Annotated in this window: 20 protein-coding genes; 16 read left to right on the top strand and 4 right to left on the bottom strand. The window is 35.3% G+C overall.

All coding sequences use genetic code 11. The features are described 5' to 3' along the window. Together OL233_RS11015 and OL233_RS11010 are read left to right on the top strand one after the other, a co-directional pair. Positions 1-2,389 (top strand): MucBP domain-containing protein (locus OL233_RS11015; RefSeq protein WP_275472358.1); only part of this gene is annotated, 2,389 nt, incomplete at its 5' end. A 160-nt stretch (positions 2,390-2,549) separates the two neighbouring features. Next, positions 2,550-3,398, top strand: a complete 849-nt coding sequence (locus tag OL233_RS11010) for a MucBP domain-containing protein (protein ID WP_275472357.1) — start codon at positions 2,550-2,552, stop codon at positions 3,396-3,398. A gap of 177 nt (positions 3,399-3,575) precedes the next feature. On the opposite strand, the gene OL233_RS11005 is transcribed toward OL233_RS11010, so the two are convergent. Further along, a complete protein-coding gene (locus tag OL233_RS11005) occupies positions 3,576-4,799 on the bottom strand; it encodes a GNAT family N-acetyltransferase (protein WP_275472356.1) in 1,224 nt (407 codons plus the stop codon). A gap of 171 nt (positions 4,800-4,970) precedes the next feature. Here OL233_RS11005 and lepA point away from each other — a divergent pair, with 171 nt between their 5' ends. The 8 genes from lepA to OL233_RS10965 all read left to right on the top strand — a co-directional run bounded on the left by lepA (position 4,971) and on the right by OL233_RS10965 (position 13,055). Continuing rightward, positions 4,971-6,806 (top strand): translation elongation factor 4, encoded by a 1,836-nt coding sequence (gene lepA / locus OL233_RS11000; protein WP_275472355.1) that lies wholly within the window; start codon positions 4,971-4,973, stop codon positions 6,804-6,806. 77 nt (positions 6,807-6,883) lie between these two features. Beyond that, a complete protein-coding gene (locus OL233_RS10995; RefSeq protein WP_275472354.1) occupies positions 6,884-7,666 on the top strand; it encodes a hypothetical protein in 783 nt (260 codons plus the stop codon). Positions 7,667-7,704: 38 nt separating this feature from the next. Beyond that, complete coding sequence (locus tag OL233_RS10990) at positions 7,705-8,820, top strand: AbiH family protein (protein ID WP_275472353.1); 1,116 nt, start codon at positions 7,705-7,707, stop codon at positions 8,818-8,820. 440 nt (positions 8,821-9,260) lie between these two features. Further along, positions 9,261-9,554: a PTS lactose/cellobiose transporter subunit IIA gene (locus tag OL233_RS10985; protein ID WP_302470603.1), complete on the top strand. Its 294-nt coding sequence runs from the start codon at positions 9,261-9,263 to the stop codon at positions 9,552-9,554. Further along, a complete protein-coding gene (locus OL233_RS10980) occupies positions 9,554-9,865 on the top strand; it encodes a PTS sugar transporter subunit IIB (RefSeq protein WP_275472351.1) in 312 nt (103 codons plus the stop codon). Before OL233_RS10985 ends, OL233_RS10980 begins: the two co-directional genes overlap by 1 nt. A gap of 8 nt (positions 9,866-9,873) precedes the next feature. Then, positions 9,874-11,178: a PTS sugar transporter subunit IIC gene (locus OL233_RS10975; RefSeq protein WP_275472350.1), complete on the top strand. Its 1,305-nt coding sequence runs from the start codon at positions 9,874-9,876 to the stop codon at positions 11,176-11,178. A 21-nt stretch (positions 11,179-11,199) separates the two neighbouring features. After that, positions 11,200-12,684 carry a family 1 glycosylhydrolase gene (locus OL233_RS10970; RefSeq protein WP_275472349.1) on the top strand — a complete coding sequence of 495 codons (1,485 nt, stop codon included), beginning with the start codon at positions 11,200-11,202 and terminating at the stop codon, positions 12,682-12,684. 200 nt (positions 12,685-12,884) lie between these two features. Next, entirely contained in the window at positions 12,885-13,055 is a 171-nt protein-coding gene (locus OL233_RS10965) for a putative holin-like toxin (RefSeq protein WP_275472348.1), read from the top strand. Between the two features lie 134 nt (positions 13,056-13,189). On the opposite strand, the gene OL233_RS10960 is transcribed toward OL233_RS10965, so the two are convergent. Next, the gene (locus tag OL233_RS10960; protein WP_275472347.1) at positions 13,190-13,729 is read right to left on the bottom strand and encodes an AAA family ATPase; all 540 of its coding nucleotides are present in this window, start codon (positions 13,727-13,729) and stop codon (positions 13,190-13,192) included. A 236-nt stretch (positions 13,730-13,965) separates the two neighbouring features. On the opposite strand from OL233_RS10960, the gene OL233_RS10955 reads away from it, so the two are divergent. Continuing rightward, positions 13,966-14,769 carry a histidine phosphatase family protein gene (locus tag OL233_RS10955; RefSeq protein ID WP_275472346.1) on the top strand — a complete coding sequence of 268 codons (804 nt, stop codon included), beginning with the start codon at positions 13,966-13,968 and terminating at the stop codon, positions 14,767-14,769. Between the two features lie 134 nt (positions 14,770-14,903). On the opposite strand, the gene OL233_RS10950 is transcribed toward OL233_RS10955, so the two are convergent. Beyond that, the gene (locus OL233_RS10950; RefSeq protein WP_275472345.1) at positions 14,904-15,566 is read right to left on the bottom strand and encodes a YczE/YyaS/YitT family protein; all 663 of its coding nucleotides are present in this window, start codon (positions 15,564-15,566) and stop codon (positions 14,904-14,906) included. Positions 15,567-15,645: 79 nt separating this feature from the next. Here OL233_RS10950 and yeiL point away from each other — a divergent pair, with 79 nt between their 5' ends. Then, positions 15,646-16,317, top strand: coding sequence for a transcriptional regulator YeiL (gene yeiL, locus OL233_RS10945; protein WP_275472344.1), 672 nt, complete (start codon positions 15,646-15,648; stop codon positions 16,315-16,317). A 138-nt stretch (positions 16,318-16,455) separates the two neighbouring features. Next, complete coding sequence (locus tag OL233_RS10940; RefSeq protein WP_275472343.1) at positions 16,456-17,136, top strand: helix-turn-helix domain-containing protein; 681 nt, start codon at positions 16,456-16,458, stop codon at positions 17,134-17,136. A gap of 39 nt (positions 17,137-17,175) precedes the next feature. Here OL233_RS10940 and OL233_RS10935 read toward each other — a convergent pair whose 3' ends face one another. After that, on the bottom strand, positions 17,176-17,910 hold the full coding sequence (locus OL233_RS10935) for an SDR family oxidoreductase (protein WP_275472342.1): 735 nt from the start codon (positions 17,908-17,910) through the stop codon (positions 17,176-17,178). Between the two features lie 71 nt (positions 17,911-17,981). On the opposite strand from OL233_RS10935, the gene OL233_RS10930 reads away from it, so the two are divergent. The 3 genes from OL233_RS10930 (at position 17,982) to OL233_RS10920 (ending at position 21,900) form a co-directional block, all read left to right on the top strand. Continuing rightward, the gene (locus OL233_RS10930) at positions 17,982-18,428 is read left to right on the top strand and encodes a MerR family transcriptional regulator (RefSeq protein WP_275472341.1); all 447 of its coding nucleotides are present in this window, start codon (positions 17,982-17,984) and stop codon (positions 18,426-18,428) included. 170 nt (positions 18,429-18,598) lie between these two features. Then, positions 18,599-20,440 carry a beta-glucoside-specific PTS transporter subunit IIABC gene (locus OL233_RS10925; protein ID WP_275472340.1) on the top strand — a complete coding sequence of 614 codons (1,842 nt, stop codon included), beginning with the start codon at positions 18,599-18,601 and terminating at the stop codon, positions 20,438-20,440. Next, entirely contained in the window at positions 20,440-21,900 is a 1,461-nt protein-coding gene (locus OL233_RS10920; protein ID WP_275472339.1) for a glycoside hydrolase family 1 protein, read from the top strand. Before OL233_RS10925 ends, OL233_RS10920 begins: the two co-directional genes overlap by 1 nt. Positions 21,901-21,915: the final 15 nt, after the last annotated feature.

Below are 21,915 nucleotides of genomic sequence, written 5' to 3'. Positions count from 1 at the left end.
AGGTACAACAGAGGTAACATATATCTACAAAAAAATCGAAGCCGAACCCGAAGAAAAATTCGGTAGTTTAGTGGTTCGTCACATAACAGAAGATGGCAAAGAGTTAGCGCCGATTGTAGGTACGACAGAAAAAGTCGGAACAGCTTACAGTACTGAAAACCAATCATTCGACGGCTATGAATTCGTCAAAGTATCAGATGATAGTGGAAAACCAGCTGGCGAGTATGTCGAAGGAACAACTAATGTGACTTATATTTACAAAAAAATAGAAGTAGAACCCGAAGAGAAATTCGGAAGTTTAGTGGTTCGTTACATAACAGAAAACGGCAAAGAGTTAGCACCGATTACTGGGACAACAGAGAAAGTCGGAACACGTTATGAAACGAAAGAAGAAAAATTCGACGGTTATGAATTCGTCAAACTATCAGACGATAGTGGAAAACCAACTGGGGAATATGTTGAAGGCACAACAGAGGTAACATATATCTACAAAGCAATTGAAGTAGAACCTGAAGAAAAATTCGGAAGCTTAGTGGTTCGTCACATAACAGAAGATGGCAAAGAATTAGCGCCGATTGTAGGTAAGACAGAAAAAGTCGGAACAGCTTACAGTACTGAAAACCAATCATTTGACGGCTATGAATTCGTCAAAGTATCAGATGATAGTGGAAAATCAGCTGGCGAATATGTAGAGGGCACAACAGAAGTAACATACATCTACAAAGCAATCGAAGCCGAACCTGAAGAGAAATTTGGTAGTTTAGTAGTTCGTCATATAACAGAAGATGGCAAAGAATTAGCGCCGATTGTCGGTACGACAGAAAAAGTTGGAACAGCTTACAGTACTGAAAACCAATCATTCGACGGTTATGAATTCGTAAAACTATCAGACGATAGTGGAAAACCAACTGGGGAATATGTTGAAGGCACAATAGAAGTTACTTATATCTACAAAAAAATCGAAGCCGAACCCGAAGAGAAATTCGGTAGTTTAGTGGTTCGTTACATAACAGAAGATGGTAAAGAATTAGCACCCATCGTGGGTACGACACAAAAAGTTGGAACAGCTTATGAAACGAAAGAAGAGAAATTTGATGGTTATAAATTTGTTAAACTATCAGATAATAGTGGGAAACCATCAGGCGAATATGTCGAAGGAACAACTAATGTGACTTATATTTACAAAAAAATAGAAGTAGAACCTGAAGAAAAATTCGGAAGCTTAGTGGTTCGTCACATAACAGAAGATGGCAAAGAATTAGCACCGATTGTCGGTACGACAGAAAAAGTCGGTACGACCTATGAAACGAAAGAAGAGAAATTCGACGGATATGAATTTGTCAAACTATCAGACGCTAGTGGAAAAGCAGCTGGTGAATATGCAGAAGGTACAACAAATGTGACTTACATCTATAAAGCACTTGAAGTAGAATCTGAAGAAAAATTCGGAAGCTTAGTGGTTCGTTACATAACAGAAGATGGCAAAGAATTAGCGCCGATTGTGGGTACAACAGAAAAAGTTGGAACAGCCTATGAAACGAAAGAAGAGAAATTTGATGGTTATAAATTCGTCAAACTATCAGAGGATAGCGCGAAAGTATCTGGTGAGTATGTCGAAGGAATAACTAAAGTAACCTATATTTATAAAGCGATTAATGACGTGTCTAAGGAAGAGCCAAAAGAAAAATACGGCAACTTAATCGTTCGTCACATAACAGAAGATGGCAAAGAGTTGGGCTTTATTAAAATCGAGAATAAAAAAATCGGAACGCCATATGAAACAGCTAAAAAAACGTTTAAAGATTATACATTCCTAAAACTAGATGAAAGCAGTTCGAAGATTAAAGGAGAATATAAAGAGGGAACAACAGAAGTTATCTATATTTATAAAAAAATAGCTGAAAAAGTACCTTCAAATAAGATTGGGTCTTTGGTTATTACTCATATGACAAAAGATGGAAAACTTTTAAAAGAATCAAGTAGTCAAAAAAATATAGAAGGAACACCTTATATTACGAATTTTGAAAAGATAAAAGGTTATAAATTCGTAGGACTTTCAGAAAAAAGTGCACCAAGAACTGGTAACTACTCAAGTGGTATTACTGAAGTTATCTTTGTATATGAACCAATTAAAAATATTAGATTACCTCATGACACCTTAGAGAAGGTTAATAAAAATAACACCAATTTAAAAGGATTAACTAACGTAACAACACCTTTATACAAAAAAAATTCTAGTTATGATAACTTAGACAAAAAACATGCAAAGGATAGTTCTATTAAACGTTTGCCTCAAACAAGCGAAGTCAGAACAAAAAACCATGTTTTTGTAGGAATAGCCCTATTAATGAGCGTTGTAAGTCTGGTTATATTCAGAAGGAATAAATAAATTGTTTGCAAAGCAATTATACTCATTTGATTGGGTATAATTGCTTTTTTGATTACTATTTATTTTTTTGCGTATGCATACGTAAATGTTGATTATGTTTATATTAATGAGGGTTATATGATAAAAAGGAATAAGTTGTCATATAGGGGGATTTTTAGCTATGAAAAAAGGCTCGAAAAAAATAATTGTTGGATTAATAGGTATTATGGTAGTGGGTATTATGATTATAGGTATCGAGTTGTCTCAACCAATTCATTCAAATGCACAAGAAAATCAATTTAAGACTAAAAAAACGAAAGCCATTTTAGATCCTAATGCAACAAAGGGAAAATTAAAAGTTAGCTATTTATCTGTAAATAAAAATGGGAAAGAATTAAAACCTAGTATGACAATAAAAAAAGAAATTGGTAGCCCATACCAAGTTAATAGGGAAGATATAAAAGGATATGAGTTTGTAGGGTTATCTGAAGGAAGTGCTCCTACAGCAGGTTTTTTTATTAATGGAACACAAAAAGTGACCTACATGTATAAGGCAAAAGAAAAGACAGCATCTAAAAAAGGGAATTTGAAAGTTCGTTATGTAGATACTAATGGAGTGGATATCATTGCTCCGAGAGCAACGACAGAAAAAATAAGCACACATTATAAAGTTAGCAAAGTTAAGTTTAGAGGCTACACATATAAAGGATTGTCGGAAAACAGTGCTCCTGCAACAGGAAAGTATAAAGAGCATGAGCAAGAGGTATGTTTTGAATACCAACAGGATGATTTTAATACCGTTTCGGAAAATGGATTAAGAAAATTAATTGTTCGTTATGTTGACATGAAAGGCAACGTGATAAGAAAAGAAACAGAATCAACAGGAGAGATAGGTTCTTCTTATGAAGTAAAACAGATTCCTGTCTATGGTTATGATTTTATCCAGCTAGCTGATTCAAGTGCGCCAATCACAGGGCAGTATTCTAAAGAAACAACAATTGTAACTTATGTGTACGATAAAAAAGTGTAAAGTAAAAAGGTAAGCCAATAAAATTGGCTTACCTTTTTTGTTAGTCTCAATACACATCAACTATTCACGCGTAAAAAAATTTTTGCTCTTTCGGTAGCTTCAATTTGAGATGAATCGAAAGTACCTATTTATCTCAAATTCCTAGTTACTCAGAGCAGAACGAATTTTTTTACAGCTCTAGAAATAGTCACTGAAGTAGGCGCTTTGGTTGGGGATGATGCGTTCTAGGGATCTTAGTGTTTTTCTGTCTGTTGTGAGTCTGTCGATTTGTGACAGGTAGGTTGGGCGTTTGTAGCTCATTAGCATGGTTGCTAGGGTTTGGATGTCTAATGTCACGGGTTGGCCGATGGCTTCGCGTGTGACGGTGACGTTTTCGTCTTCGTCCCATGTTAGGGAGAAGGTTCCGTTATTCCATTCGGCTACTGGGTCTTCGATAACAAAGTGGAAAGGTTCGACACTACTATCAAAAGGATAGTGAGTTAAGAAGTTTTCCACGTCTACGATACGTGCCATAAAGAATGGGGCAATCGTTTCTTTTATGTCGCTATCATCAAATAGGAACGCAATCGGTTCGTTTTTATAAGTTGACCCTTCGACGTAATTAATCATCGAGAAGTGGGCTGAGATAAAGTTCCACAAGCCTTTTCTTGCTTCTTGATTAAGGTAAATCATTTCTTTGATATGAAAGACTTCTTCGGCTATCCAGTAGAAACAAAAGCCAGTAGGGCGGTCGTTTTCGTCGTAATAAACGGCAGCTGTACGTTCGCCTTCGTTTTCCCAACGCCAGTATTCGTCCCAGTTTAGCTCGCTTCTAACCATAGCGCCGTGGGTTTGTTTAGCGAACTCGTCGTAAACTTTAATTACATCGGGATCGTCAAAAGCTAAGCGTTCAACTGATCCAGGTGTTGCGGCTTGTTTTGGCAGTTGGCTGTCTTTGATTTTAAAGGTCATGTGGTCAGACATGATTTCCCAGCCTTTACGACGGTAGTACGGAATATTGTAAGGGTACAGGTAAGAAATCCACTGTCCGCGTTCGCGCATATTCGTTAGGGCTAGTGTAATTAAATCTTTCATCAAGCCTAAGCTTGCGTATTCGGGATAAGTTCCCACACCTGTCACGCCACCCATATCGTAAATATTGCCGTGAATGTTGACTTGGCAAGGGTAGACAGCGATTTGTGACAGTAATTTATCATCTTCGTCAAACCAACCTAAAACATCGGCTGATTTTAAGACGGGACGTTTGGCTTTCGTAATCTCGCTTTCATCTTCATAGCCACCTTCTTCAATATCTGAGTCTGTGACTTGGAAAACGTAGCGTAATAATTCGTTAAATTGTTTTAAATGTTTTAGTTCAACGGGCTTGATCTCAAGTTTTTCCCGTATCTCTTCTCGATTCATGTTATAACCTCTCTCTAGTTGTTAGGTTCATTATACCAAATATTCTGAAATTCGGTTAAAAATGTGCTATTGTTAAGAAGAGTACGCTTTGACAAGCGAAAAGTCTTTTAATCCCTGTCCAAGCTTGCTATAATTAAGGGTGCTGAAGAAATAGAAAGTAGGAGTATATAGATGACGATAGAAGAGATGAAAAAACGCCAGGAAAAGATCCGTAACTTTTCGATTATCGCCCATATTGACCACGGAAAATCAACATTAGCTGACCGTATTTTACAACAAACGGAAACAGTATCAGACCGTGAAATGCAAAATCAATTACTAGATTCAATGGATCTAGAACGTGAACGTGGGATTACAATCAAACTAAACGCGGTTGAATTAACATACACGGCTAAAGATGGAGAAGATTACATCTTCCATTTGATTGATACACCGGGACACGTGGATTTCACTTATGAAGTATCACGTAGTTTGGCTGCCTGTGAAGGGGCTATCTTGGTTGTCGATGCAGCCCAAGGGATTGAAGCCCAAACATTAGCTAACGTGTATTTAGCGTTAGATAATGACTTAGAGATTTTACCTGTTATTAATAAAATTGACTTACCTGCGGCTGATCCAGAGCGCGTGCGTGGTGAGATTGAAGATGTAGTCGGTATTGATGCCAGTGAAGCAGTTCTTGCTAGTGCGAAAGCTGGTATCGGAATTGAAGAAATCTTAGAGCAAATCGTGGAATACGTGCCAGCGCCAACAGGTGACTTAAACGCACCACTTAAGGCCCTAATTTTTGACTCAGTTTACGACAGTTACCGTGGGGTTATCCTGAATGTCCGTGTAACGGATGGAATGGTTAAACCTGGCGACGAAATTATGCTGATGCAAAATGGTAAAAAGTTTGAAGTTATCGATGTTGGTATCTTCTCACCAAAACCAATTAGTCGTGATTTCTTAATGGTTGGAGATGTTGGGTATATTACTGCCGGTATCAAGACTGTTAAAGATACACAAGTAGGGGATACCGTTACCCTTGCTAACAATCCAGCTGAAGAAGCACTTGATGGTTACCGTAAGATGACACCGATGGTTTACTGTGGTCTTTACCCAATCGACACAGCCCGTTACAATGACTTACGTGAAGCATTAGAAAAATTACAATTAAACGATTCAGCCCTTGATTTTGAACCTGAAACATCACAAGCCCTAGGGTTTGGTTTCCGTTGTGGTTTCTTAGGGTTACTACACATGGACGTGGTTCAAGAACGTCTTGAGCGTGAATTTAACTTAGAATTAATCACAACAGCACCGTCAGTTATCTATCATGTTAACCAAACAGACGGCACGCAAATCGTGGTGGATAACCCATCAGATTTCCCAGAGCCTGTGAAGATTGATTCAGTAGAAGAACCTTATGTTAAAGCTTCTATCATGGTACCAAACGAATATGTTGGGGCTGTTATGGAATTATCACAACGTAAACGTGGCGACTTCTTAACAATGGATTACTTAGATGATTACCGTGTAAACGTGGTCTATGAGTTACCATTATCAGAAATCGTATTCGACTTCTTTGATAAATTAAAATCAAGTACAAAAGGCTATGCCTCTCTTGATTATGAGATTATCGGATACAAAACAAGCCGCCTAGTGAAGATGGATATCTTATTAAATGGTGAAAACGTCGATGCGTTAAGCTTCATCGTTCACAGAGACTTTGCTTTTGAACGTGGTAAAGCAATCGTTGAGAAACTGAAAAAACTAATTCCTCGTCAACAATTTGAGGTGCCAATCCAAGCTGCCATCGGTCAAAAAATCGTGGCGCGTAGTGACATCAAAGCCTTGCGTAAAAACGTATTGGCAAAATGTTACGGTGGCGATATTTCACGTAAACGTAAATTACTTGAGAAACAAAAAGATGGTAAAAAACGTATGAAACAAATCGGATCAGTAGAAGTCCCACAAGATGCCTTCATGGCCGTTCTGAAGATGGATGAAGACGAACCGAAGAAATAGAAAGATACAAAAAGCCTTACATAACATATGTGAGGCTTTTTGGTTATTTTAGACGTCAGATTAGGAGATGAAAAGTAATGTTTGATAAAAATATGAAAAAAATACTTCTTGGTTCATTAATTTTTGGGATAATTGGATTTCTTGGCTTTTTATCACCATATGGGGATGAGAAATGGAATTTTATTTTTGAAAATTTAATTTGGATTCCCATAGAAGTAATCGTTTTAGGAATTGTTGTGACAAAATTACTGACAAATTCTGAAGAGGTTCAAAATAAAAAAATTCAAGATAAGCGTTATAAAAAATTAGCAGGAAAAAGTCAAAAAGAGTGTATGAAAACAATATATTTTCAATTAATTGATTTGATGACTGGTATGCATACGATTGAAAATTATTCAGAAGTATATAAAAAAGAGTATTCAAAAATAAATGAATTATTTACTTCTGAGAAGTTAAAGCACGGGTATGACAAGCTATATGCAGGAGAAAATGTAATTAATGATTTTATGGATGGAAATCTGAAATTTATTAATGTGAGCCATTATCATGTTTCAGGACAAGTTGGATTCCATATAAAGAATAAGATTGAGATATTTATTGAACGATATAAGAATTATATTCCTGATGAAATAGCGCTTGAATTTTTTGAAATACTATATTTAATAGATAGTAGTATCTTATTTTCCACTAATGAAAATTTGGTATTTTCTAGAGAACAAATAATAAAACTATATTATGAAAAAAGTATTCCTGAAGAGGAAATAAAAAAAATGGCGAATTATTATATTGATTTTTTTAACAATATTAATTCAAAAATTGAACAATTAGAAAGATTAACTGAAAATATTGAATTAGATTAACTATGATTTTATTAAGTTATGGTAGGAGATGAATATCTATGGTGAGTGAAGATAAAGTACTTTTAATTATAGGAAATGGATTTGATATTGCCGCAGGGTTAAAATCAAGTTTTCAAGATTTTTTTAATCAAAGAATAACGACAGATTTTGTAGAAATAATGGAGAGACATAGTGGAGAGTTTAAACGTAAAAATAGGATATTTAGAATTGGAACGTTAGATTCAGATTATACAGTTTGGGATTTTTATTTTTATTCTAAACATTTAAATGCTAATGAGGTGAATTGGTGCGATGTTGAAGGAAATATAAAAAATGGTTTGGTTTCAAAGAATCGTAAGAATTTATTATATGATTTTATAAAAAGAAAAACAGGTTATGTATCTGAAGGTCAAAGTAATTTGCCAGCTTCACTTTTAGGTAGTTTGGCAAGAGCTTATATTTTTAAAGATGAAAAAATATTTAATAATGAACGAGAAGTCTATCAATTTTTAAAAGAAGAATTAAAAAAACTTGAGGAAGCATTTATTATTTATTTAAAAAAACAAGTTAGTGAAAACTCTAAGTATCAATATAATGCATTGAGACAGCTTAGGTATTTAGCGGGAAAAAAAGAGTATCATTTATTAAGTTTTAATTATACAAATCCTATAGAATATAAAAGTGATACTGTTGTAATAGAGCAAGTTCATGGTTCATTAATTGATAATGATATAATATTTGGAATTGATCAAGAACAAATTGATATTGAGGAAAATATCGAAATTTATAAATTTAGTAAAACATATCGAAAATTATCACAACTAAAAAAACATACTGAAATATTGAATCCTGACATAACGCATATAAAATTTTATGGTCATTCATTAAGTGAAATGGATTATTCATATTTTCAATCGATTTTTGATTACTATGATTTATATAATTCAAATGTGGAGTTGATATTTTATTATTCAGTTTATGACAAGAAAAAAGAGAGTGAGATTGTAGAAACACAATTTGAAGCTGTGAGTAAATTAATAGATACATATGGTAAGAGTATGACTAATATAAATCATGGGAAAAATTTAATGCATAAATTAATTTTAACGAATCGTTTAAGTATCTTACCATTCGATGTAGATAGAGAGGAAATTAGACAGACGTATGGTGACTAATCATATTTTTATTGACTATCCTTATGATATAGGATTATAATCACCGTAGATAGAAATAAATCAAAATAAAAAAGGCACTCACCAGTCGGACGGCAATCCTTCTGATGAGCCTTGAATTAGACAGACGTCAGACATACTGTCAATCAAGTTGCCATAGTTTATGCTACCACCATCTCTAAGGATTGTAAATATACTCGTGACTTTTTATAAAGTTTTTTTGAGTTATCCTTAGAGATGAGGTGTACCTTATTTAACTATGTCAAAGAGGTTGGACGATACTGTCCAGCCTCTTTTTTTATGCGTATTATCGTGTAAGCAAGTCGGATTTATTTCTATCATTGTTGTTGAAGTCAGTTGTTTGTTAATTAATAAGATGTAATCGTTTTCTTTAAAAGAAAGGATGATGTTGAGTGGAAAATACGAGTAATGAATTAGCAGCAATGACCTTGATTGCTAATGCAGGAGATGGACGAAGTTGTGCCTTTTTAGGATTGGCAAAGGCTAAAGAAGGTAAATTTGATGAAGCTGATTTATTATTAAAAAAATCTGATGATGCGATTAGGGTGGCTCATAATGCGCAAACGGAACTATTAGTCGCAGAGGCATCAGGAACAAAACAAGAAGTTGGGCTATTGATGGTTCATGCTCAAGATCATTTTATGACCAGTTTATTAGCAAATGAGTTAATTAAAGAGATGATTGTACTATACAAACACAGTTGGGAGCAAAAATAATGAAAATACTATTAGTCTGTGCAGGTGGAATGTCTACAAGTATCCTAATGCAAAAAATGGAAAAGTACTGGAAAGAACAAGGAATTGAGTTAAACATTAAAGCAGTTGGATTAGGAGAATATACTGAAGTATTTGAAGAATATGACATCGTTATGGTTGGACCACAAGTTTCTTATCGTTTGAAAGAGGTAAAGGAAAAAACTGGAAAACCGTGTGAAACGATTGGCTCATTTGAATATGCAATAGGGGATTGTCCAAAAATTATGGCATTGGCTGAGAGTTTATATAGTCAAGTTAATGAAGAAGGTTAGGAGCTCATATGGATAAATTATTTGAAAGTGCGTTTATGAAAAAACTTCAAACATTTGGACAAAAATTAGGTAGTAATTTATTTCTAACATCTTTACAAGCTGCGATGATGTCGCTAATGGGTATTATTATGGTCGGAGCGATTTTTCAAATTATGGTTTCAGTAATTGGTCCAGATATGTTTAATTTGATTGAAAGAGAGAGTATGATTTATAACTTACTCTATTTGCCCTATCAATTTACGATGAATAGCTTATCTTTGTGGGTAGTAATATTTTTTGCCTATAATTATTCTAAAAATTTAAAAATGAAGTCACCCCTGATGCATGCTGTAGATGCGTTAGTATGTTTCTTAGTTGTAGCTGGTTTACTTATCACAGCAGAAACGGGAGCAGTAAGTATTAGTATGTCATATTTAGGTGCACAAGGTATGTTTATTGGATTTATTGTAGTGTATATTTCAGTTCATATTGAGAAATATTGTATTGATCATAATATTAGAATTAAAATGCCGAGTGTTGTACCACCGTTCTTACAAGATGGTTTTTCAGCTATTGTGCCCTTATTTTTTAGCGTGACATTCTTTATTATTATTAATGGTCTTGTTTTAAGCGTTTCACATGGTGCTTTAAATGTTTGTTCTGGCTTTATGCTTTTACTGTCGGCACCATTAGGAGCATTGACATCTATTCCAGGTATGTTTATCTTAGGTATTTTTGCTACGTTATTATGGTGTTTTGGTATTCATGGAACAATGATTGTTGGGACAGTATTAACACCGATGTTATTACAATCGATTGCAGAAAATGGTGCGAATCATGCTGCAGGTGAACCGTTAGTTTTTTATCCTGTTATTCTATGGGGAGCTATAGCAGCTGTAGGTGGTACTGGAAATACATTACCGTTAGCTATATTGGGATTGCGATCAAAATCGAAACAAATTAATGCAATTGCAAAAGTTTCTGCAGGACCTGGTTGGTTTGGGATTAATGAACCGCTGGCATTTGGTATGCCAATTATGTATAACCCGATTTTATGTATTCCTTATGTATTAAGCGTTCCAATTATTATGATATTAATGTTAATAGCGTTTAAAGTAGGATTTTTACAACCGGGATGGATTGCTGTTATGGCATTATTGCCTATGGGATTTTCAGGTTATTTATCAACCCTAAGATGGCAAAATGCAATATGGGATTATTTAATGATTATTCCTGCATTTATTATTTACTATCCATTCTTCAAAATATACGAAAAACAGTTAATTGCAAAAGAAAAATCAGAAGAAGCAGCGAAAGAACTGGCTACTTCATAAATAAAGAAGGAGGAAACAGTAATGGTATTTCCAAAAACATTTTTATGGGGCGGTGCAACAGCTGCCAATCAATTTGAAGGTGGTTATTTAGACGGTGGTAAGGGATTAAGTACAGCTGATGTGATGACGTCTGGCTCACATACCGAACCTCGAAGAATAACATGGTTAAATCCTGAAACCAAAGAAACCGGTTCAGGCACGATGCAGTTTGGTTCAAACACAACGATTCCTGAAGGGACAATTCCAGCAGTATTAGAAGGAGAGTATTATCCAAGTCATCAAGCGACTGATTTTTATCATCATTATGAAGAGGATATCGCACTGATGGGTGAGATGGGTTTTAAAACCTTTCGCATGAGCTTGAACTGGGCTCGTATTTTTCCAAATGGTGATGATGCAGAACCAAATGAAGAAGGTCTTGCTTTTTATGACAAAGTGTTTGATGAGTGCTTAAAGTATGGGATCGAACCTTTAGTGACGCTATCTCATTATGAAACACCTTTAAATCTTGTGATTAAATACGGTGGGTGGACGAATCGTAAGTGTATTGACTTCTTTGAAACCTATGCCAAAACCGTCATTAAACGTTACGAAGGAAAAGTTAAGTATTGGCTAACATTTAATGAAATTAATTGTATGGAGTTCGGCCCCTTTATGGCAGGCGGGATTAGTAATGGGACACCTCAAAATAAAGCGCAAGGGGCACACAATCAATTTGTCGCAAGTGCTAAAGTTGTAAAATATGCCCATGAGTTATCTCAAGATATTCAAGTGGGTCAGATGTTAGCTTATCAACCAATGTATGCTTATAGTTGTGACCCTAAAGACCAACTGTTTGTTATGGAATCAATGCAAGCCATGTTATTTTATTCCGATGTTCAAACAGGTGGGAAGTATCCTGAATACAGAATAAAAAAATATGAACGTGAAGGTATCGTATTAGAAGATTGTCCTGAGGATTATGATTTATTGAAAAACTATTCAGCAGATTTTTTAAGTTTTTCATGCTATGGCTCAAGCACTCTCACAACACATGAAGATGTGCTAGAAGCGAGTGGTAATTTATTAATGGGAATTAAAAATCCTTACTTAAAAACAAATGCATGGGGCTGGGCGACAGATCCTGCTTGTTTACGCTTAGCAATGAATACCCTTTATGATCGTTATCATAAGCCACTTTGGGTTGTTGAAAATGGGATTGGCTGGGCAGATGAACTAACTAAAGAAGGAAAAGTTCATGATGATTATCGTATTGAGTATTTACGACAAAATTTTAAATCAATGGATGAAGGTATTAATCAAGATGGGATAGAGTTACTTGGCTATACGATGTGGGGCTGTATAGATTTGATTAGTGCAGGTACCGGTGAGATGAAGAAACGTTATGGCTTTGTCTACGTGGATAGAGATGACGAAGGAAACGGCTCGCTAAACCGTATCAGAAAAGATAGTTTCCATTGGTATAAAAAAGTAATAGAGACTGCAGGAGAAGAGTTAGGCGATTAGTATATTATTAAAAAACGTAAAAGTTATGTACGATTTAACATGACTTTTACGTTTTTTAGTTATACTTTTTATTGGAAAAATAAGAGTAAAATAAAGTAAGGAAAAACACTCATGTTCGCTTTTATATCTTACTTATTAAGACTACAATGAGCGAGTAAAGAAGTTGTGATGGTGGCTATCTGGAAGTGGAGGTGATGCTTATGAAAGTAAGTATCGAAATCTATGAAAGGAGAGGCCTTTTGTCTGTTGCGAGTTGCTTACAATTGATGTTGGCATTTGGAAGTTTTGTACTTCTGCTTGTTACCACGATTGTAGCGCTTATAAAAAAAGACGAAAAAAAAAATAACCCTCATAATCATTCACCGGATTAGGGTTACTTTTTAAATTTAAGAAGTCGCCATCATTCTGGCTTTACGACTAGAGAATCATGTTGACGCATGGTTCTCTTTTCAATTCGGATTATACGCTTAGTTTTAGTGTTTCGCAATAGGTAAGTTTTATTCTCTTATACTCGTTTAGTTTTAACTTGATGATTTAAAATAAACTTAGAAATATCTGTTGTGGTGAGTGTATCCGTTTCAATTTTAATACCAGGAATATCGTGACTTAGGGCTTTCACACAGTCGGCCATCATTTGACGTGCAAATGTTTCATCACTTTGTTCCTCACGTTCACGTTTCTTAAGACGATTTTCTATTGTTTCTGTGGAAGCGATTAGGATATAATGTTCGACTGGAATAGTTTGATGTATCATTTTACCAATAATCTCTTCATAGTAGTCCTTATTACAAAGAGTCATAGGAACGATAATCGTCCCTTTATAGAATTTATTTAGTGTGGCAAGTACGTGATAAGTCAAAAAACGCCAACTAGGTAGATCCTGAAAATTGCCAGTTTGAAAGTTCTTGGGAATGATAGTTGATAAGATGCCTCCGATTGTCTCAGGGTCAAAGAGGAAACTCTTTTTTATGTCAGCTTTAAGTTGAGTGGCTAAGGTTGTTTTCCCAGAGCCAAAAGTTCCATTAATCCAAATGATTTTCTGCATGGTTATCTCCTTCTAAATTACTCTGTCATAGTTGTTAATTATAGCGTGTCTCAATGATTTAGACAAAGTAATAACTAAAAAAGGTTTCTTATTTGGATTAACTTTAGAATGCGCTTTCATTTTAGTTATAGTATGTTATACTTTAATTGACAATTTACCGCATGTTTTTAATCACTTTTACAACAGTCAATAAGATTCATATGTATTTTCTTTTATAAAATGAAAGAGGGGTTTATATGAAAAAAGTTAAAAAAATAGGGGTATTGGTATCGGTAGTAGCAATGAGTATGATGGCTTTAACAGCGTGTGGAAAAGCTGAAAATAAGCCTGCTGAAAAGGCGAAAGGTTCAGAACCTGTTACGATTTATTTAACACGACATGGTGAAACATTGTTTAATTTAACGTCAAAAGTCCAAGGTTGGTCTGATACACCTCTGACTGAAAAAGGTGAAGAAGTCGCAGATGCTTTAGGTAAAGGCTTAAAAGCAGAAAAAATAACATTCGATTCAGCTTATTCTAGTGACTTGAAACGAGCTTACGATACAGCCTCTCACGTCTTAGCAAACACAGGTCAAAAAGACCTTAAAGTAACTTATGACGAGGGACTTAGAGAAGCGTCTTATGGTTCGTTTGAGGGCGATAGAATTGCCGAATCAAGTGTTAAACTAGCTGAAAAAAATGGCTATAAAGATGGCGAAGAGTTTGAAGCGAAAACAGGTAAAATGTATTGGAACAAATTAGCTGATACGTATAAAGAGCTAGATGAAATAGGGATTGCTGAAGATTCTAATATGATTATCGACCGAATGACAAAAACACTTGAAAAAATCGGTAAAACTGAAAGTGAAGCAGGCAATAAAAATGTGCTGGTTGTTAGTCATGGTATGGCAATTAATGTGATGTTATCAAGTTTGTCGGACAAGTATGAAGGCAAACCACTTAAAAATGTAAGTGTAACAAAAATTGTATATGACGATGGCAAGCTAACAGTAGAAACCATTGGTGATAATCATTACTTTGAAGAAGGTTTAAAGCTATAAAGGCTAACTAACAAAGGATGAGGTGTTAGACTGTTACTCGTAAAGGTGAGAAACTGTATAAAGGAAATTGTCAGATTAAATTCATTTAAAAGTTAGAGGTATATAGAGTAAAAAAATGCAAAAGTCATGTTAAATCAAACATGACTTTTGCATTTTTTTGTTTGAGATAGTTTTGGTACACTATATTTTTCGTAGAGTGATTTGGTTATACTAATCGTCATGCTAAGTAGGATTAAGCTGATGATAGTCCCTTCTCTAACATATATGTCAGATTGCGTCATTAGAGAGATGACAAGTGAGGTGCCAACCGAGAAGATGTCTACGCCATAACGTACTTTTGAAAATGGGATAGCTCGTTGACTAGAAATAATCTGACAGACACTTTCAATTGGAAAGGCAAGGACTTTTAGATTTAGAACCATACCTGTTCCGAAACCACCGATAAGTGAAGCAAGGATAAAAAGTAAAAGTCTCGTTGGGTAGTCTGTAAGTGTGATTGAACCTAAAAGCTGATAGGTGAAGAAGTTAATGACAAATCCCAAGCTAAAGACTGACAAGGCTTGTATCAGATAGGTTTTAAGTAACTTTCCTTTCGTTAAAATAATGTAGAGGATGAGGAACAAGCTGTTAACAAGTGCGGTAATTGTCCCTATTTTTAGAGAGAACAATTCTGCCAAACTTAAGTTCATTGCATTTAGGCTACTTACCCCAATCCCAGCGATAATCGTTAAGCTAATGCCAAATCCTGTTAACGTATAAAAGAGTAAAGAAAGCAGTAACGTGTTTATTTTTTTCATAGGTACACCGTCCTTTCACTTGTAATTTACAGTACTTAGACTGATAATAATATGAGATATCTCACATTAGGAGGTTAAGATGAAAAAGATAGTGTTAAGCCAAGATGAAAAACAGCTAAGAGTGTTGCAGTCCGTTCGTCAAATAACGTCTTTACCTTTAGAAAAAATAGCTCATCTAGAGCAGTTTGACAAAGGAGAAACGATTATTGCGTTTAATAGCCAAACTGAGATTTTATACGTGTTACTTGAAGGGACCGCAAAAATTTATTTTATCCATGAGGATGGCAAACGGTCGATAATTCATTTTGTTAAGCCTGGAGAAATGATCGGTGAACTGGGATTATTTGGTACAGAAGACTATACGAAAGATGTTATTGCTCAGTCGAGCTGCATGTGTTTGGCAATTTCTCTTAATGACCATAAAGAAACATTATTAAACGATGTGACTTTTTTACAAGAAATGAACAAGTATTTAGTTGAAAAATTATTAAATAGAACGGAGCGTTTTAGCGAAGGGCTGAACTATTCTTTAGTAAACCGATTAGCAGCGTTTATTTTGTATACGGAACAAGAGGGAATTTATCATGAAAAGCATACAGAGGTGGCAGAGTATTTGAGTATTAGTTATCGTCATTTATTGTATACGTTTGAGCAGCTACAAGAAGCAGGCTATATCCAAAAAGAGAAGCCGATTTACCGGATTACAGACCGACAAGCTTTAGAGACTTTAGCGAAAGACATTCACTCCTAAACCTTGATATAAAGCCAATGCCACAGATTGTGTCACGAGATTTTGTAGACTTTTTTTAGCTGTTTCCTTTATGATAGAGAAACACGCGTTACTTTTGAAAAGAGGTATCCGATAATACGATTCAGGGAGGACGTTAAAATGTCAGTGATTAATAAACGTATCAGTGCGGCACGAAAAGAGAGTAATATGAAACAGCAAGAGTTGGCAGATAAATTGAATGTGTCACGTTCGACGATTTCAAACTGGGAGGTAGGACGAAATTATCCTGACCTTGATATGATTGTGGAGTTAAGTGATATTTTTAATCTTTCCCTAGATTCGTTATTAAGAGAGGATACAGAGATGATTCAAGAAGTAAGTAAGGAGCAACGAAAAGGAAAGAAACGAAAATTGTGGATTGCAGGGTTAACAAGTGCGCTGATTATCAGCTTTGTTATTTTAGGAATGGTATTAAAAGAGTCGACTAATTTCTTTCATTATTTCTCACCTGTTCATATGGTGATGGTTAATAAGGAGGAGAATGAGTTGGACTGGCACACTGCTACTTTTTATAAAGAGAAATTCATTGGGCATTCTACAGGAGAAGATTACTTTGTTTTTAACAGTATCTTTTATGACAAGGAGATAATTAATGATTCTAATAGAGTTGATAAGGAATCATTAAAAGTAAAAATTAGTGACTATGAAACGGGTAAATCGGTAGCCGAATTTGACTTGAAGCCGAATGAAAGTAGATCCTTAAAGCAACTGAAACGTCATGTGAAGTATAAGTTGGAATTAAGAGGACGAGAGAAACAACTAATGGTTAATATTATATAGAAAAAAACTGAACAGCCTCGTGGCTGTTCAGTTTTTTTATTACCCTTCTTGTTTAGTTGCTGAGATATCAATTTCACGAATCGTCACATTTTGTGGCATATCGTAAATAAACTTAACAGTTTGAGCAACGTGAATGGGGTCTAATGTGATGCCGCCCATTGTTTGCTTCCAACTGTTGTAATCTGAAAGGGCCTGTTGATCAGTGGTGTGAGATAACAGTTCTGTTTCAGCTGCTCCTGGAGCGACAAGAGAGACACGAACATTATGAGCCGCAACTTCTTGTCGAACTGTTTCCGTCGCACCGTGAACACCGAATTTTGAAGCCACGTAAGCAGCATGGTTTGTAAATGCTTTGAAGCCAGCAATGGAAGACATATTAATAATAGTCCCTCTGTTATTTTGTTTCATAGTTTCTAGAACAATAGTCATACCGTTTAAAACACCCAATACGTTAGTTGTTAACATTGTTTCCCATTCTTTAGGGTCTTGGGTTTCTAAGTTACCTAACAGCATAACGCCTGCATTGTTAACAAGTAAATCAGTAGGGCCGTAAATTTTTTCTGCATCTTGAACCGCTTCTTTAAATAGGTTCAAATCTGTTACGTCTACTTTTTTTATCATAACGTTTTTAAAATCTAATGGTAAGGCTTCTATTTTATCGATACGACGTCCAAGTAAGAGCATTGGAAATCCCGATTGATTAAATAATTTAGCGATTTCTGCACCAAATCCAGAACTTGCTCCTGTGATAACGATTAATGGTTTTGTAGTCATTGTTGTTCCTCTTTTCTCTGTGATATACTGTAGCATATCACTTGGAGTAAACTCCAAGTCAAGGGGGAATTATGAAAAACTATACAATTGGTGAAATTGCCAAAAAATATGATGTATCGACAGATACTTTAAGATATTACGATAAAGAAGGACTTATTCCCTTTGTAAAAAAGGATAAAGCGAATAGACGTTATTTTTTAGAAAGTGATTTTCAATATTTAGATACAATTCTTTGTTTAAAACGCGCAGGGATTGAAGTGAAACAAATCGCATTATTTATAGAAATGTGTTTACAGGGGGATTGTACTTTAGAGGATCGCTATGATTTTATTAAGAAAAAAGAAAAAGAGTTAGAGGACAAGATAACGAGTTTATCAGAAAGTCTAGATTACTTAAGATGGAAAAAGTGGTATTATTCAGAAGCAACCAAAGCCGAAACAGAAAGTATCTTTTTTAAAGAAGGAACGACTCAGGTTGATCCTAAATTTCATGAGATGTATTTAAAAGAAAATAAGTAAGATAATTAAGAAGTCTTGACAATCATGAAAAGGCTTTATATAATAGCTTTATATTTCAGGCATGTGACTGGTAAAGCAGGCAGGACCTAAATACACAATTTCTCCAAGGGGAGGACTGTGTATTTAGGTCCTTTTTCGTTGGTCTAAAAGCCTAAAAAGGGGAGAAAAATATGGATTATAAACAGGTATCAAAAGAAATACTCATCCACATTGGTGGAAAAGAAAATATTAGTCATGTTGAACATTGTTCGACTCGTTTACGTTTATCTTTAAAGGATAATAGTAAGGTTGATAAAAAGGCGATTGAAGCTATACCAGGTGTTCTTGGTTTGGTGGTAGCAAGTCAATGTCAGGTCATTATTGGAAACGATGTTGTTGAAGTTTATGATGAGTTTATGAAAGAAGTAGGTGCATTATCAGCAGAGGCGTCAGATTCTAAAGAAAAGCAAAGTTTTGGGAATATCTTACTTGATTTCATTGTAAGTGTATTTCAACCGTTAGTACCAGCGATTGCTGGTGCAGGAATTTTGAAATCATTAGTCTTACTAGTCTCAATGTTTGGCTGGTTAAGTGATAAGGGAGATACCTTTAAAGTATTAAGTGCGATTGGAGATGCTCCGATTTACTTCTTACCTATTTTAGTAGCAATCACAACAGCTAATAAATTAAAGGTTAATACATTGGTTGCAACATCAGCAGTGAGTATCTTATTATTACCTGCTATGACTGCAAGTATGGCTGAAGGATTGACACTTTTCGGAATGACAATTCCAAATATTGCCTATGCCTCACAAGTATTTCCAGCTATTTTATGTGTGTTATTTTATGCAGTAATGGAACGCTTCTTTAAGAAGTATACGCCGAAAGCAACACGAATATTTGTTGTGCCATTACTGTCATTACTTGTAACAATTCCAGTGACATTATTAATTTTAGGACCAATTGGTTTCTATATTGGTTCGGCTTTAAGTGCGGTTATTGTAGGGTTGTACGCAAAAGTAGGTTGGATTGCCGTAGCGTTATTGGCAGCAATTTCGCCATTTATGGTTGCCACAGGTATGCATAAAGCAATGGGACCGTATGCAGTTTCATCAATGACTGAATTAGGAAAAGAACTGTTATATTTACCTGCTTCATTAGCTCACAATCTTGCAGAAGCAGGCGCTTGTTTTGCTGTATTTTTCAAGAGTAAAGAAGCAGATAAGAAATCAACAGCCTTATCAGCTGGGATTTCAGCAGTATTTGGTATCACAGAACCCGCATTATATGGGATTACTATTTTAAATAAAAAAGTATTAGGTTCAGTTGTGTTCGGTGGGTTAGTAGGGGGAGCTTATGTTGGCTTAACAGCGATTGCTGCTTATGTACCCGTAGGGCCAGGTCTAGCAAGTATGACAATGTTTGTGTCAAAAGAAGCCCCATCAAATATTATTAACGCTTTTATTGCCTTTGCGATTTCATTTGCAGTAGCTTTTGTTTCAGCTTTTATTTTGTACAAAGATGATAATAGTAACGCAACGGATGAATTAAACGTTGAGAAAACTAACCAATTTAAGACGACGGAAACAGTAATGGTACCAGCTCCTGTTTCAGGTGATACTATTAATTTAAGTCAAGTCCCTGATCAAGTATTCTCAGCTAAAATTATGGGTGAAGGTTTAGCGGTTATCCCTTCAGATGATTGTCTAAAAGCACCAGTGAGTGGGACAATTAAAATGGTTTTTGATACCAACCATGCTTTAGGGATGGAATTAGAGAATGGTGCAGAGTTGCTATTTCATATAGGACTTGATACTGTACAGTTAAAAGGGAAGTATTTTGAATCTCTAGTAAAAGTAGATGAGCATGTAGAAGCAGGTCAAGACTTAATAAGATTTGATAGAAAGAAAATAGAAGAAGCTGGCTATAACATGGAAACGATGATGATTGTAACTAACTCAGAAGAATATGATGTTAAAATAATTGGAACAGATAATTTGATGTTAGAAGTATCTAAAAAGGAGCGAGTGTAATGGTTGAAAAATTCCCAAAAGAGTTTCTATGGGGGGGGGCGATTGCAGCCAACCAAGTGGAGGGTGCGTGGAATGTTGGAGGTAAAGGGTTATCTGTAGCAGATATGGCCAGCTATAAATCAAATTTAAGTGTTTCAGACTATGCTGGTCATAATAAAGTGACACTCGAAAGTATTGAAAAAGCGAGTTTCGATAACTCTGATGATATCTATCCAAAGCGCAGAGGAATTGATTTCTACCATCATTATCAAGAAGATATCGCACTGTTTGCAGAGCTTGGTTTTAAAACACTACGTTTATCCATTGCTTGGACACGCCTTTTTCCAACAGGTGAAGAATTAGAGCCTAATCAAGCGGGGCTTGATTTTTATACTAAGGTTTTTGAGGAACTAAAAAAATATGAAATTGAACCAATCGTGACATTGTCGCATTATGAAATGCCACTACACTTGAGTTTGAAATATGATGGTTGGTACGGAAGAGAAGTGGTGACTCATTTTGTCCGTTTTAGTGAAGCCTGTTTCACTCATTTTGGTAGCTATGTTAAGTACTGGTTAACCTTCAATGAGATTGATAGTATTACGAGACACCCATTTACAACGGCTGGAATTATACCAGAACGTTTTGCTGATGATAAATTGGAAGAAGCGATTTACCAGGCATTGCATCATCAATTTGTTGCGTCAGCTTTAGCAACTAAATCATGTCATGCAATTATTCCTAATAGTCAAGTGGGATGTATGATTACCAAGTTAACAACCTATCCACATACGTGTAATCCATCAGATGTAGAAAAAGCATTGTATCAAAATTTAAACTTTAATTTTTATTCAGATGTTCAAGTGTTTGGTGAATATCCTGTGATGATTGAAAAATTATTTGAGCGTAAAGGTATAATGATAAAGATGGAAGAACAAGATAGAGAGATTTTAAAAGAGTCACCAGTTGATTTTATTTCATTTAGTTATTATATGACACTAACAGAATCGACAGACCCTACGCTAGAGCGTGTTGCAGCAAATACAGCAATGGGCGTACGCAACCCTCATTTATCAGAGACGGAGTGGGGCTGGCAAATTGATCCCAAAGGTCTGAAAATTTCTTTAATGGAATTATATGATCGCTATAAAAAACCGTTATTTATTGTTGAAAATGGAATGGGAGCAAGAGATACGGTCGAAGAAGATGGTTCGATCCAAGATCCTTACCGTATTGCGTATTTTAGAGAACATTTCAAAGCAATGGCAGAAGCGATTGAAATGGGTGTGGATTTAATTGGCTTTACAAGTTGGGCACCGATTGATTTAGTGAGTGCCTCTACTTCACAGATGTCTAAACGTTATGGTTTTATTTACGTGGACCAAGATGATGACGGTAATGGCACGTTAGAACGGAAGAAAAAAGCATCTTTTGATTGGTATCAAAATGTGATTAAAACAAACGGAAATGAGTTAGACTAAACTCCAAATGAGGTG

The organism is Vagococcus proximus (assembly GCF_029143285.1).
Lineage (GTDB): Bacteria > Bacillota > Bacilli > Lactobacillales > Vagococcaceae > Vagococcus_D > Vagococcus_D proximus.
This window is presented reverse-complemented; position numbering and strand designations above follow the sequence as displayed.

What these genes read in the sequence shown, in the direction of transcription:
- OL233_RS11010 (WP_275472357.1), top strand. Translation starts at nt 2,550, where the DNA reads ATGAAAAAAGGCTCGAAAAAAATAATTGTTGGATTAATAGGTATTATG.
- OL233_RS11005 (WP_275472356.1), bottom strand. Translation starts at nt 4,799, where the DNA reads ATGAATCGAGAAGAGATACGGGAAAAACTTGAGATCAAGCCCGTTGAA.
- lepA (WP_275472355.1), top strand. Translation starts at nt 4,971, where the DNA reads ATGACGATAGAAGAGATGAAAAAACGCCAGGAAAAGATCCGTAACTTT.
- OL233_RS10995 (WP_275472354.1), top strand. Translation starts at nt 6,884, where the DNA reads ATGTTTGATAAAAATATGAAAAAAATACTTCTTGGTTCATTAATTTTT.
- OL233_RS10990 (WP_275472353.1), top strand. Translation starts at nt 7,705, where the DNA reads ATGGTGAGTGAAGATAAAGTACTTTTAATTATAGGAAATGGATTTGAT.
- OL233_RS10985 (WP_302470603.1), top strand. Translation starts at nt 9,261, where the DNA reads ATGACCTTGATTGCTAATGCAGGAGATGGACGAAGTTGTGCCTTTTTA.
- OL233_RS10980 (WP_275472351.1), top strand. Translation starts at nt 9,554, where the DNA reads ATGAAAATACTATTAGTCTGTGCAGGTGGAATGTCTACAAGTATCCTA.
- OL233_RS10975 (WP_275472350.1), top strand. Translation starts at nt 9,874, where the DNA reads ATGGATAAATTATTTGAAAGTGCGTTTATGAAAAAACTTCAAACATTT.
- OL233_RS10970 (WP_275472349.1), top strand. Translation starts at nt 11,200, where the DNA reads ATGGTATTTCCAAAAACATTTTTATGGGGCGGTGCAACAGCTGCCAAT.
- OL233_RS10965 (WP_275472348.1), top strand. Translation starts at nt 12,885, where the DNA reads ATGAAAGTAAGTATCGAAATCTATGAAAGGAGAGGCCTTTTGTCTGTT.
- OL233_RS10960 (WP_275472347.1), bottom strand. Translation starts at nt 13,729, where the DNA reads ATGCAGAAAATCATTTGGATTAATGGAACTTTTGGCTCTGGGAAAACA.
- OL233_RS10955 (WP_275472346.1), top strand. Translation starts at nt 13,966, where the DNA reads ATGAAAAAAGTTAAAAAAATAGGGGTATTGGTATCGGTAGTAGCAATG.
- OL233_RS10950 (WP_275472345.1), bottom strand. Translation starts at nt 15,566, where the DNA reads ATGAAAAAAATAAACACGTTACTGCTTTCTTTACTCTTTTATACGTTA.
- yeiL (WP_275472344.1), top strand. Translation starts at nt 15,646, where the DNA reads ATGAAAAAGATAGTGTTAAGCCAAGATGAAAAACAGCTAAGAGTGTTG.
- OL233_RS10940 (WP_275472343.1), top strand. Translation starts at nt 16,456, where the DNA reads ATGTCAGTGATTAATAAACGTATCAGTGCGGCACGAAAAGAGAGTAAT.
- OL233_RS10935 (WP_275472342.1), bottom strand. Translation starts at nt 17,910, where the DNA reads ATGACTACAAAACCATTAATCGTTATCACAGGAGCAAGTTCTGGATTT.
- OL233_RS10930 (WP_275472341.1), top strand. Translation starts at nt 17,982, where the DNA reads ATGAAAAACTATACAATTGGTGAAATTGCCAAAAAATATGATGTATCG.
- OL233_RS10925 (WP_275472340.1), top strand. Translation starts at nt 18,599, where the DNA reads ATGGATTATAAACAGGTATCAAAAGAAATACTCATCCACATTGGTGGA.
- OL233_RS10920 (WP_275472339.1), top strand. Translation starts at nt 20,440, where the DNA reads ATGGTTGAAAAATTCCCAAAAGAGTTTCTATGGGGGGGGGCGATTGCA.